Source organism: Sphingobacterium sp. LRF_L2 (genome assembly GCF_965644235.1).
GTDB lineage: Bacteria > Bacteroidota > Bacteroidia > Sphingobacteriales > Sphingobacteriaceae > Sphingobacterium.
Genome location: NZ_CBFFRI010000006.1, coordinates 133034 through 146105, shown reverse-complemented (window position 1 = coordinate 146105; position 13072 = coordinate 133034). Strand labels below are relative to the sequence as shown.

At 40.3% G+C, this 13072-nt stretch carries 13 protein-coding genes; 4 read left to right on the top strand and 9 right to left on the bottom strand.

Annotated features, from left to right (window positions below; translation table 11 throughout):
• Positions 1-63: 63 nt before the first annotated feature.
• From ACSZOX_RS13475 to mutY, 7 genes are all read right to left on the bottom strand, one after another.
• Positions 64-456, bottom strand: a complete 393-nt coding sequence (locus ACSZOX_RS13475; RefSeq protein ID WP_437920550.1) for a hypothetical protein — start codon at positions 454-456, stop codon at positions 64-66.
• A gap of 11 nt (positions 457-467) precedes the next feature.
• A complete protein-coding gene (rlmD, locus tag ACSZOX_RS13470; protein WP_437920549.1) occupies positions 468-1877 on the bottom strand; it encodes a 23S rRNA (uracil(1939)-C(5))-methyltransferase RlmD in 1410 nt (469 codons plus the stop codon).
• A 155-nt stretch (positions 1878-2032) separates the two neighbouring features.
• Positions 2033-2614, bottom strand: coding sequence for a TetR/AcrR family transcriptional regulator (locus ACSZOX_RS13465; RefSeq protein WP_437920547.1), 582 nt, complete (start codon positions 2612-2614; stop codon positions 2033-2035).
• A gap of 3 nt (positions 2615-2617) precedes the next feature.
• Positions 2618-3034 (bottom strand): hypothetical protein, encoded by a 417-nt coding sequence (locus tag ACSZOX_RS13460; protein WP_437920546.1) that lies wholly within the window; start codon positions 3032-3034, stop codon positions 2618-2620.
• A gap of 2 nt (positions 3035-3036) precedes the next feature.
• Positions 3037-4074, bottom strand: coding sequence for a phenylalanine--tRNA ligase subunit alpha (pheS, locus tag ACSZOX_RS13455; RefSeq protein ID WP_437920544.1), 1038 nt, complete (start codon positions 4072-4074; stop codon positions 3037-3039).
• A 76-nt stretch (positions 4075-4150) separates the two neighbouring features.
• Positions 4151-4597: a single-stranded DNA-binding protein gene (gene ssb, locus ACSZOX_RS13450; RefSeq protein ID WP_437920543.1), complete on the bottom strand. Its 447-nt coding sequence runs from the start codon at positions 4595-4597 to the stop codon at positions 4151-4153.
• Between the two features lie 9 nt (positions 4598-4606).
• A complete protein-coding gene (gene mutY, locus ACSZOX_RS13445; RefSeq protein ID WP_437920541.1) occupies positions 4607-5668 on the bottom strand; it encodes an A/G-specific adenine glycosylase in 1062 nt (353 codons plus the stop codon).
• 133 nt (positions 5669-5801) lie between these two features.
• On the opposite strand from mutY, the gene ACSZOX_RS13440 reads away from it, so the two are divergent.
• The 4 genes from ACSZOX_RS13440 (at position 5802) to ACSZOX_RS13425 (ending at position 10622) form a co-directional block, all read left to right on the top strand.
• A complete protein-coding gene (locus ACSZOX_RS13440) occupies positions 5802-6650 on the top strand; it encodes a M23 family metallopeptidase (protein ID WP_437920540.1) in 849 nt (282 codons plus the stop codon).
• 140 nt (positions 6651-6790) lie between these two features.
• A complete protein-coding gene (locus tag ACSZOX_RS13435; protein ID WP_437920539.1) occupies positions 6791-8233 on the top strand; it encodes a WG repeat-containing protein in 1443 nt (480 codons plus the stop codon).
• Between the two features lie 67 nt (positions 8234-8300).
• Positions 8301-8741 carry a hypothetical protein gene (locus ACSZOX_RS13430; RefSeq protein ID WP_437920537.1) on the top strand — a complete coding sequence of 147 codons (441 nt, stop codon included), beginning with the start codon at positions 8301-8303 and terminating at the stop codon, positions 8739-8741.
• Positions 8742-8756: 15 nt separating this feature from the next.
• Entirely contained in the window at positions 8757-10622 is a 1866-nt protein-coding gene (locus ACSZOX_RS13425) for a M1 family metallopeptidase (protein WP_437920536.1), read from the top strand.
• Positions 10623-10683: 61 nt separating this feature from the next.
• Here ACSZOX_RS13425 and ACSZOX_RS13420 read toward each other — a convergent pair whose 3' ends face one another.
• Entirely contained in the window at positions 10684-11547 is an 864-nt protein-coding gene (locus tag ACSZOX_RS13420) for a glycerophosphodiester phosphodiesterase family protein (RefSeq protein ID WP_437920535.1), read from the bottom strand.
• Positions 11547-13067: a DUF5689 domain-containing protein gene (locus ACSZOX_RS13415; RefSeq protein ID WP_437920534.1), complete on the bottom strand. Its 1521-nt coding sequence runs from the start codon at positions 13065-13067 to the stop codon at positions 11547-11549. Before ACSZOX_RS13415 ends, ACSZOX_RS13420 begins: the two co-directional genes overlap by 1 nt.
• Positions 13068-13072 lie beyond the last annotated feature (5 nt).

The following is a 13072-nucleotide window of genomic DNA, read 5'->3' as shown; positions in this document are numbered from 1 at the left end:
TTGGCTAAAAATAACAAATGTTTAGACTACGCAATGTTAAAAAGTCATAAATCTGATTTACAACTATGCGTACGGAAAAAAAACAAAATTAGCGCCTTCTGGAACGATAACGAAGAGACACATATAATCATTTGCCGATTTAAAGTTCTTGATAAAATAATCCTTGCGTTCTTCTTTCACAATACCTCTATCTACAAATTCTTCCAAGGAACTCACCTGAATACTCCACTGTGTATTCAACTCGTTCCTATCCAACAACATCTCCCCCAACGCCACTTCATGCTGATGCGCTACAAATATCGGATAGAGCGTATACCCCTCAGCCATCATTTCAGCAGCCACCTCTTTAATCGATTCCCGATAGAAATCAAGATCCAACTTTAAACTTTTCAAAGGGCTATTTTGCTTCATTTCTTTATCTGAAGCGCCACCATGCATCAAATCCTCTATATCCAAAACACTAAAAATTAATCACGTAAAGTCAATAAAACCACATTTTCCACATGTTGCGTTTGCGGGAACATATCAACAGGCTTAATTCGGCTGACAACATATTTCTCTTGCAACAACGCTAAATCTCGCGCTTGTGTAGCCGCGTTGCAACTCACATACACAATTTTTGAAGCTTCCATTTCCAAAATCCGCTGCACCACATCGACATGCATACCTGCACGCGGAGGATCTGTAATCACGACATCCGGTTTTCCATGTTCTGCAATAAAATCGCCAGTCAAAACATCCTTCATATCACCAGCGTAGAACTTTGTATTATGGATATCATTAATCTGAGAGTTGATTTTCGCATCTTCAATCGCCGAAGGAACATATTCTACTCCAACAACTTGTTTCGCCGAACGCGCAACAAAATTTGCAATTGTTCCGGCCCCAGTATACAAGTCATACACGAGTTCATCACCTCGTAAATCAGCGAACTCGCGCGTTATCTTATACAATTGATACGCTTGAGCAGAATTTGTCTGATAAAAAGATTTCGGACCAACCTTAAACTTCAGGCCTTCCATCTCCTCGTAGATAAAATCACGACCGGCATATACATGGATATCTTGATCAAAAATAGTATCATTTCGTTTTTGATTCACAATATAAAGTAAAGAAGCCAAATCAGGAAACGCCTGTTGCACATGTTCCATCAAGGCTTCAACCTGCTCTTCAGTAGGGTAGGCAAAAATCACAATAACCATGATTTCCCCAGTAGAAGCCGTCCGGATAATCACATTACGTAAGGCTCCTTCATGCGCTCTCAAATCATAGAAAGACATGCCATTCTCTTGCGCAAAGTCGCGTATGCTATTTCGGATTTTATTCGACGGATCCTGTTGTAAAAAACAGTGGTCAATATCCAATATTTTATCAAATCGTCCAGGAACATGAAATCCCAAAGCATTCATACTTTCCGGCAAGACTTCTTCATCCACAGAAGTCAACCAGCGTTTATTAGAAAACGTAAATTCAAGCTTGTTTCGATAATACGAGGTTTCGGCAGAACCAAGAATAGGTTCCATCGATGCTGTATCAACTTTCCCCAACCGTCGCAATGCATTATCGACATATTGTTGCTTAAATAACAGCTGTGCATTATAGTCCATATGCTGCCATTTGCAACCTCCGCACACCCCGAAATGAGGACAAAAAGGGTCGATACGATAAGGAGAAGCTTCCTTTAGTTTAACCAACCGACCTTCTGCAAAATTCTTTTTTTTCCTTTGCAGTTCGATATCCGCAACATCGCCCGGAACAACCTGATCGATAAACATCACCAGCTCATCCTGTTTCGCTACACCTTTGCCTTCTTCTGCAATATCAATAATCTTCACATCGGAGATAAACCTCTTATCCTGTGGAATTCTTCTACCCATAATAGGTGCAAAAATACGCTTTTTTTCTGAAACTATATGTTCACCATAACCATCAGGAACTTTCCTAGACAGCAGAGATCACAGCCATTTATTTAACAGCTATCACATATATAGAAAATTTTATGAGGTATTTCAAAATCCTGCCGACATGGCGATCAACCTTCTAACAAGGTCGCTTGAACAAGATAAGGAAGAATTTCCTTTTGAAAAGAAATGAAATTTTTTCGCACGTCACCCTCCGTTACTCCGGTGAATGCAAACGAAAAGACAATATTTTTACTTGACTTAATCAAAAATGTCAATCGTTCTTCAGGAACTGCATGTGCAATAGTTTCATTCTGAATAAACGAACTCAGTAAAAGAAACTCTAGATCGTCGGAAAGCGTCTTTAGATACTCCTGTGCATTTGCTGACTCACGAATAAATTCCCAACCAACAAATTCATTACACACGGTATACGTCACTCGGCTGACACGTAATATCGTATTGGCAAGAAAAGTAGAAAGGTCTTTTTCTCTCACATTCTTATCTAGGATATCCTGTACATTTTCCTGAATATAATCCATCAATACGGCATGCAAAATCAACTCCTTACTGGCAAAATGCTTATAAAATGTAGCCTTAGCAATATGGGCTTGCTTTGCAAGTTCGTTCACACTGGTTTTATTGTAACCATAGCGTCTAAAAAGCTCACGAGCTGATTTTTTTATGGATAATATGACGCTATCTGTTTCCATAAATTAATTTTGAACATAAAAAACATTGCCGTTCTGTCCAACAGAATACGGCTTTAATGGGCATTCTGCAATTTCTGCTGGAGATCCATCTAAAAGTAACCATTTAGCACCCGATACTGGATCCACGATGAGCTGCCCTTCCACTTTCACCTTATTACCCGCATCGGGATTCACGGTACTACACCGATCATAAGCAATCAATTGAGGCTTAGCCTGCGTCCCTGTATTATACACAACTAATCCAGCGTAGCCTCCATCTGCATAAGCCCATCCATTGGTGGAAAAAACGGAAAGATGCTCAGCTTGGTTAATATTCGTTGTAAACGAACGGTCCGGAACCACGTTACAGCTTCCCGAACCGCATCCTTGAAAAGTGAAAATCGATACAAAAAAGAAGATGTAAACGATTTTTGTGCTCATTATTAAATAATTTCTGTTTCAAACTGTGAAAGAAACCGAACATCATTTTCAGAGAAAAGACGTAAGTCTCGGATTTCATATTTCAGGTTTGTAATCCGTTCTATCCCCATACCGAAGGCAAAACCAGAATACTTATTACTATCTATACCACAATTCTCCAACACATTGGGATCCACCATTCCACATCCTAAAATCTCTACCCACCCCGAGTGCTTACACAACTGACAACCATCTCCCTTACAGATAGTACAAGAAATATCCATCTCCGCAGAAGGCTCTGTAAACGGAAAATAAGAAGGTCGGAAACGTACTTTTGTCCCCTCTCCATATAATTCCTGCACAAAATGATAAAGTGTTTGTTTCAGGTCAGCAAAGGATACATTTTCGTCGACATAAAGCCCTTCTACTTGATGAAAGAAACAATGCGCACGAGCCGAAATAGCTTCGTTTCTATACACACGCCCCGGCATAATTGCGCGGAAAGGTGGTTTTCCCATTTCCATTAATCGTACTTGAACAGAAGAAGTGTGGGTACGAAGCGCGATATCATTTCCCTCCTTCTTTTCCACAAAGAAAGTATCCTGCATATCTCGAGCGGGATGCTCTGGCGGAAAATTAAGCGCAGAAAAATTATGCCAGTCATCTTCTATTTCAGGCCCTTCGGCAACGATAAAGCCTAATTTCTTGAAAATCTCAACGATTTCTTTACGTACGAGAGATAGCGGATGTCTAGACCCCAGTTGAAAACCTTCACCAGGAAGGGTCAAGTCGCCCTCTTCACGCTGTTGCGATTTTGTCGTTGTTACATATTGTGCCTGTGCCTCACTAAACCGTTGTTCAGCCAGTTGTTTAAAGTCATTTAAGACTTTTCCCAAATCCCGTTTCTCCTCAGGAGAAACCGTTTTAAACTCATCGAACAAGGATTTGACAATCCCCTTGGCAACCAAGAACTTCAAACGAAAACTTTCCACATCAGCAGCTGACGTAGGTTGGAATTGCGCAATCTCTTCTGTATACTGCTTAATTTTATCCTGCAACATAATGCCAAAGATACAGCAAAATATTAAAAGTTATGTCCAGACCAACTTATTTTTACGAAGAAGAGAATACCTAGAATTAGAATGGTAAGCCATCCGTATCATTATCGTTTTCCATAAAATCAACGTCCTGCTCCTTTTCAACGTCCTCGGCAGTATTTTCTACCGTAGAAGATTTAACTTGCTGTCCAAAATCGGACGGACGCCCAAGCAGTTTAAAGTTTTCCCCAACAATCTCGGTAACAAAGCGGCGATGCCCCTCTTTATCCTCATAATTGCGTGTTCGCAACCTCCCTTCGATATAAACTAACTTACCTTTCTTCAAATACTTAACCGCCATTTCACCCAGATTTCGCCACATGACAATGTTATGCCACTCTGTATGCTGCATGCGCACACCATCTTTGGTATAACTTTCAGAAGTTGCTAAAGGAAAACTACAAACGGTAATATTACCATCGAGATAACGTACTTCGGGATCTTTGCCTAGATGTCCCACTAAAATAACTTTATTAACACTAGCCATAATTACAATTTAGGACTTGATTAGTTGCTTGTTCTTTTCAAGAAAAGAAAATATAAGTTTATGTTTAGCTAAAGTATCGATTTTTTCGAAAAAATAATAATCCCAATTCGTTTTTTTAATTTTTAAAGAATTAATTGAACGAACGATATAAAATCGAGCATAAATATTTTGATGACTCAACACATGTTTGACAGGTCCTTCCAAAGGCTCCAGCAAGACCTGCTGATCGAAGTAATTCAAAAACAAGGACGTAACACGCAGTGCATCAACCTCCATATCTATCGGCGTCTCTATCAGCGGGAATTCATAAAGATTTGCCCAAACATCGCCTTCCTCTCGTTTAGACATTAAAATTTTATCATCCTCCAACAGAATAAAATAATGGAAATAACGATTTTTACTTGCCTTTCCCTTCAACTTAACAGGCAATACATCAACACGACCTTGCTGAAAAGCCACACACTCCAAACGAAATATGCAAGTATCACACAATGGAGCTTTAGGCTTACAATGCAGCGCTCCAAAATCCATAATCGCCTGGTTATAGGTCCCCGCATGCTCTTTATCCAACATTTCCGCAGCAATCTCCGCAAAGAGTTTCTTCCCTTTCGTGGAGTTAATTGGCTCAGCAATACCGAAGAAACGAGATAAGACCCTAAAAACATTCCCATCAAGAACCGCTTTAGGTTCGTTGCTGGAAAACGATGCAATAGCAGCAGCCGTGTATTCCCCTACTCCGGGCAACTGCAATGCCTGATCATAACGACTCGGGAACACACCATCGTACTTCGTCAACACCATCTTCGCCGCCTTGTGCATGTTGCGAGCCCGCGAATAATATCCCAAACCCTGCCACAAACGCAAGATAACTTCTTCCTCCGCTTGCGCGAATTTTGTTACAATAGGAAATTCTTCCAAAAACCTATTGAAATACGGCAACCCTTGCTCTACACGCGTCTGTTGTAGTATAATTTCAGAAAGCCATATTATATAGGGGTCTTGTATGTTTCTCCAAGGCAATTCACGCCCATTCTTCCCATACCATTCCATCAGTTTTGAAGCAAACGACATGCGCAAAGGTGCTTATTTTTTCACGATAAATTCAAATGTTAAAAATGTTAAAAAACGTAAAATATTGAAGATAAACTTCTTGAAGAATTACCTTTGTGCTCCGTATCATAAGTGAGTTTTTGTTATTGACGCTATGCTAAAGAAAAAAACAGCCGTGCTTTTCGTTGAACAGGATGGTACATCTACTAAGAGATTGCAAATTCCAACTGTAGTTGTCTTACATTGGAAGAAGATTACAGGGTTTCTATTAACCCTGATTACACTTGCTATCATTTCCTTAATCTTCTTTGTTAGACAACAAACAAATGAACAATATGTTCAATACGACAAAAAAATAAATTTATTAAACGAGCAGAAAAAACGCCTAGAATTAGATGGGGCGAACAATGAGCTAACCACCGAGGAGATGAAAAAGTCCTTTAATTCCATCGACAGCACATTGGAAAGAATTAACCAAAAAATGCGACGCCGAGGCCTTAAAGAAATAAAAATAAAAAATGTGGGTGGGCCTATTGAAAAAGAAGAAAACCTCGTCGAGTTATCTGTTTTTTACAAAAAACAACTAAAAAACCTAGAAGCCAAGCTCGAAGGTATGCCTTTGGGAAGACCACATGCAGGGCGCATTACTTCACCTTTTGGTTACCGACGAAACCCCTTTACCAATCGGGGTCGAGAAATGCACGCAGGAGTCGATTTAAAGGGACGAACTGGCGACCCTGTAAAAGCAACCGCAAAAGGACAGGTAACCTTTGCGGGTTATAAAGGAGACTATGGTTACGTGGTAATGGTAAAACACAACAACGGCTACGAAACACGCTATGCACACCTTACAAGAACCCGCGTTAAGAAAGGTGAACGCATTGAGGCAGGAGAAATCGTAGGACTACTCGGAAGTACAGGACGGAGTACAGGCTCGCATCTGCACTATGAAGTCATCCAAAACGACCACAAGCTTGATCCCGAGAAATATTTCACACTTTAATAAATTAGCAACACTAGCAAAAACAGCCCTCGTCAAACTGTTGAACTATTTTTAAGCTCCTCTTTACTTTTCATAACTATCATTATGTTATGAAATCATAAAAGTTTTTTCAGACATTTGCCTTATTAAACACACGGCATATGCGTAACGTAATTGCTCTATTTTTCAGCTTCAGCTTGGTATCGAACACCTTCGCTCAAGAAAAGATTTTCAAAATAGACTACAAATTGGAAATTCCAAAAGAATTTGTAGAATTGGTAGATCCTACAAATGATTTCTTATCATCTTCATTGCTTCAAGTAATAACTGAAGGCGAACCAGATCATGATAAACCCCAGATTGAAGCCTGGGTGAACGGGCAGTTGGCACGTATTAGCACGAATATCGCTATTATCGAAAATACGCAAATCATCCATCAAGAAACGGGACAATCCTTTGTATTATATCCTTCCCTACAACAATATTGGGAAACCTCCATTCCTGCTAACGAAGATAATCAAGAAAGCAGCGAGCTTACTGAGAATTTTCCAATAACGCTTATCAGAGATAGCACAAGAAATATAGCAGGTTATACCTGTAAACTTGCCTTAGTAGAGGTTTCAGAATCGGTATACGATAGCGAAACCAACACACCTAGCACAATTAACGTGTGGTATACCGAAAAACTTCCTTCGTTTTCATGGGGAGACTATACATACCTAAATCACATACCAGGAGCAGCTCTAGCCATCCAAACGGCAGAATTAGGAATGATCGCGACAAATGTTCAATTGGTTGATTTTGCCCCACAACTATTTGTTATCCCAGAAAACTATACGATAGTGGATACGGAAGAATATGACCTCACTGATACGCCAATAGGACATGAACTTTACCTCTTTCAAGACGGAGAAAGTGATCTACTGGGCATTAAAGATGCCGATGAAAATGAAATTGTTGAAGCAAAATATTCATCCATAGGCGAATTTAAAGGAGATTATGCTGTTGTCGTGAATCCCGAGGGCCAGTACGGCATCATTGACATTCGGGGACAAGAGCTATTTGCATGCGAGTGGGATTTTTTAGATATAGATAATGAACAGCCGTTTATTCTATTCGCAGAAAATCAAAAATTAGGATTCATGGATTTTCAGAAACACATTGTCATCCCCCCAAAATACGATTATTTAACACATTTTGTAGACGGTTATGCTATATTTTCCATCGCTGATCATAGTGGATTAATTAACAACAGAGAGCAAATCATATTACCGGCCGTATACACGATAATACAGGAATACAATAGTCAGTATGCGATTGTTCTAGAAAACGATCTTTATTACCTAGTCGACATCAAAAGTCAGCGAAAAATGACTAAAGGCTATAACTATCTGACATTTGCCAACCAAAACAATTTCCTTCTGGCAACAGAAGAAGGTAAATATGGCTACATCACAGCGGAGGGAAAGACCGTTATTCCTTTCAAGTATACCTATGCCACACCATTTTACGATGGCGTCGCCTCCGTGAGCGAAACAAACGATGGCGAAACAAAATACATCAACATCTCAGGCGAATTCGTTCAGATAGATGAAAACGATTAACGTAAATAACTCGTGATAATTAACGAAAAGAGCAACTATTTGGTTGCTCTTTCTTATTTTTGGCAACATGACCGATGAGACGTTTCATATTGCGACATTACATCGAGGCAAATACATGCTCTTGTTATTGGTTGGAGTTTGCCTTGTGACAGCCCTAGCATCTCGATTAACTGTCGATGAAATTCTAAAAATTCTTTTGGTATTAGTTAGTCTGCCCTTGCTTTTGTTTGGGGCAACAAAATGGAGCCGAAACACCTCGTACTGGACCATAGGTTCAGATCAGATAAGCATCCGTTTCCATAACGAAAAAGAGGAACAGCTTACACTTAGCGACATAAAATACATCCGGAACCTCCCTCGCTCTGGCGGAAATCTCCTCATGATTTTCTGCAAAAGTAGTAGAATACCGAAAAGGTATTGGAGAAACAAATTATTCCAAAAAGCGGATGATCTCGACGCACTTCTGCATGCACTTAAAACCCGAGACATCGAATATTATTACATGTAAAAAGCCCAAGAAAAAATGATCAAAAAATTAATTTTTCTATCTCTCTTCATGCTTTTAAACAGTCCACTTTTTCCACAAAGAGCGGGTTATTGGCAGCAAGCAGTAGATTACAAAATAGACATAGACGTAGATGAGCAAACGTATCGTTATAACGGAGATATGTCTTTGCAATACCATAATAACTCCAACCAGGCCCTGACCAAAGTGTACTTTCACCTGTATTTTAATGCTTTCCAACCGGGCAGTATGATGGACTACCGTTTAGCGAACATTGTCGACCCCGACTCCCGTATGGTCGTCAATCTTGGTACCAAAGAAAAACCAACATACCAGAGCCGCATTGCGTCGCTAAAACCAGAACAAATAGGTTATCAACACGTAAAATCGCTGACTATTGATGGGCAAGCTGCAATTTTTCATAACGACGGCACCATTTTGGAAGTGATACTTCCAAAAGCTATTGCCGCAGGAACAACGGCTAATTTTCACCTGAAATGGGAAGCACAAGTACCTGAACAGATACGTCGCAGTGGTCGTAATTCGAAAGAAGGAGTCGCACTTTCCATGGCCCAATGGTATCCCAAGATAGCCCATTTTGACGATTTCGGATGGCATCTTGACGAATATGTAGGGAGAGAATTTATTGCTCCTTTTGGCAATTTTGATGTCACTATCCATATAAATAAAGATTACGTAGTAGGTGCATCGGGTAAATTGCAAAATCCAACACAAGTAAAAGGATATGATAAGAAAGCCAAAGTAAAAACAGAAAATGGAAAAGCGACGTGGAACTTCAAAGCCGAAAACATCCACGACTTTGTTTGGGCAGCAGACCCTAAGTTTGCTGTAGACTCGGCAGAAAGTAAAGGAGGTGTTAAAGTGTACACCGTCTTTCTTCCAACAAATAAAGAGGTCAAAGAAAACTGGAAAACAGCTTTAGGTCTAGCGACAGAGTTTTTCGATTATTGTTCTCAGCATTTCGGTGCCTACCCTTGGCCTACTTACAGCATCATCCAAGGTGGCGATGGCGGAATGGAATATGGAACGGCCACACTCATCACCGGTGGTCGTGAAATAAAAAGCTTAGTTGGCGTTATCTTTCATGAAGCAGCACACTCGTGGTACCAACATCTCTTTGGCATCAACGAAACTGTAGATGAATGGTTTGATGAAGGATTTACAAGCTACATCGAAGAATTAGCCTTTCAAAATCTATTTGAGAAAAAAGGAGCACTGGAAACAAATCCCGTCATCAATGCCTACCGCGCATACTACAAACTAGCATTATCAGGCAAAGAAGAACCCATGAGTCTCCTTGCAGACTACTACAATACAAATTATGCCTATAGCAACGAAGCCTACAACAAAGGTCAAGTGCTAGCCGAACAACTCGGCTACATCATCGGAAAAGAAAATTTACAGAAAACCTTTATTCGATTTTATGAAATTTGGAAATTCAAACACCCAACACCCAATGATTTCAAACGTGTTGCTGAAGAAGTTTCTGGAATCAACCTAAAATGGTACTTTAATGTATTTATCAACACGACACGGACGATTGATTATGGCATTGAAGAAGTAAACAACAACGAAATAAAACTAACGAACAAATCGAATCTAGCAATGCCTATCGACCTTCTGGTGGAATATGAAGATGGATCAAAGGAACTTTTTTACATTCCATTGCGCGAAATGCGCGGCCAGAAGCCAGAGGAAGTTTTTTCCATCTACAATGGTATAAAACGTACTGTGCTGGAAGATTGGTTTTGGACAAATCCGCATTACAGCATCAAGTTGCAAAAAAAACCAAAAAAAGTAACGATAGATCCTACACAGCGTTTAGCAGATGTAGAATCTGCTGACAACAGCTACCCAAGGTAAAAAAAAGCCTCCTGTGTTTTCCTTCGCGAGACACAGGAGGCTATATATAAAACACGTCTTTTTAAGGCAGCATTGTATAAGGATAATCTGTGCAGAACGCTGTTACGCCTAAGTTCAATACGCGATCTATTTCTTGCTTATCATTCACATTCCCACAAAGAAGCTTTATCCCCCGTTCTTTACATGCTTGCACAAGTGCCTCATCTATCAGCTGTGGAATAGGTGCATAAAAGTCAGGAACAAATGTTAACCTTGCCAAATTCTCTTCCAATGTTCCTTTTCCAATATTAATCATGGTGAGCACATCGGGATAATCACGGTGAATAATTTCTAACGTACGTTCGTCAAAAGATTGGATGATAACCCTCTTGCGAATACCTTTCGCCTCAACAACCTGCATCAAGAGCCTAACAAACTCTTCCGGAGCCGGCTGGGCTTTATGGTCTCGAGCCTTCGATGTCTTGGTTTCGATACTATACCAAGGTTTCGTATAGCCTTTTTCTCTTGCATGCTGTTCTACAGAATCGATAAGGTCGATAAGCCTCGGAATATAAGCTTTTACACTCCGCTGTTTTGGAAAATCAGAATGTTGCTTCGAGCCTACATCATAAGCACGAATTGCAGCATAGGCCATCTCGTACAATGGCAAGCCCCTACCGCTCGCAATGGCTCTTCCCTGCGGATCCGAAGTGATCAAACTATCCATCCAAGGGTCATGCGATACGATAGCTTGCTTATCCGCCGAAAAGGCGATATCCATCTCTAAAACGTCAGCCCCCAAATCAAGAGCTCTTAACATCGCTGGAATGGTATTTTCCGGCGATAAACCGCGAAAACCGCGATGTGCATAGATTGTCGTATCTACCTGTGCAAAACATCCTAGACAAGCTAGGATGTTCAGAAGAAAAATAAAGCGTCCTTTCATCAGTCGACCAACTTTGTTGTAAACTCCGGATTTTCGATCTCCTCTAATGTAGACTGCTTGGTCAGTAACGGCGCATACTTCACACGAGCTGTTGTCCAACGTCCAAGGGTAAGATTAAAAACGCCGCCCATAAAGTTGAAATACCCCGCATCACTCGGTGTGTTATAGGTCATCGCATTGGTATTTGCTCCCGACTGATAAAACGGCTGTTCGCTCAATGTCAACGGGTTTATAATATCATAGAAATCATTATTTGTAATGCGGTACCCATAACCGTTTCCAGTTAAGCTTCCTCCCGTCGCAACGAACATCACATCTTCGGGCACCGAATTAACATCTACGGTGGTCCCTTGAAAAATTGCAATACCGTAAGCATTACCACTATTTGCTAATAAATTGGTTGTTTTCGTACCAAAATCAAAACCATCATTTGTATTATAGGCATATGCCGTTATCCAATTCGCATGTGCAATACTCGTAGAGCCTGTACTCATAATCAATTTATTTGAACCACCCACGTAAAAAAATTCTCCCTTTTTAGCCGTCCCCGATGTCAGGTTAAATTTGTAGGTGCGGACTCCTCCAGTAGCCCATCCTTTTTGCGGATAACCTGTTGGCGTAGATGCATTAGCGTTATTCGTAGTCACTACCGCGAATGGTGTCTTGGAAAAATCAATATCTTCTGTTGCCATAAACTGCATATATTCATTGTTAGCATCCGTTCCTTGTGGATCATTTGACCAGCCCGTAATAATCGCTTTCGGTGTTTTATATTCCGATTTCAGCTCGACCAAATCCGATGCTATTCTTAACTTTTCATAAGGTACTAAGCTATCTCCTTGCAATTCAGTAAAGATAATACCGTAATAATTTGCCATTTTATACTGTGGTAGGTTTGCCAAATCCGATTGTGCATCCGTCCGTACTGTAATAGCACCAAAACCGTCATTGATTTCCTGATCACCTGACAGCACCTGCCCTTCCGTCGGAGTATATGCAAAGCCTCCTTTTACGATAGCCACCAACGTACTTTCATAATTGCCTGGATTTGCAATAATTTTAGCAACATTCACCTGTGTAACATAAACATCCACCTGTCCGACTTTGCTTATTTTATCTTCCGAAATATTAGAAATCTGAAGAATACCATCAACTCGATTTAAAACACCGCCATCAATATCGATGATTAGAGAATCTCCCGGCTGATAGTTTGCAGCAGCATCACCAAGTGGAATCGAAATACCCCGTTGAAAATCCAATCGCCGTCTATCTTGTACAATCAGCAAACCACTTGGCAAATTTCCACCACTATGGTCCGATATTACAGTCGCAGCAAGTTTTTGCGAACCTTCTAATGATTCCAAATTCAGATTTAACGGTTCTCCTTTATACAAATTACGTACATCGTAAATACCGATATATGGACTCACCTCACCTCCAGGATAATTCGTTTCTGCACAGGAACCAGCGATTAATAAGGTGATTAAAAGCGGAAATATACTATTAAATAACGTTTTCATTTTTA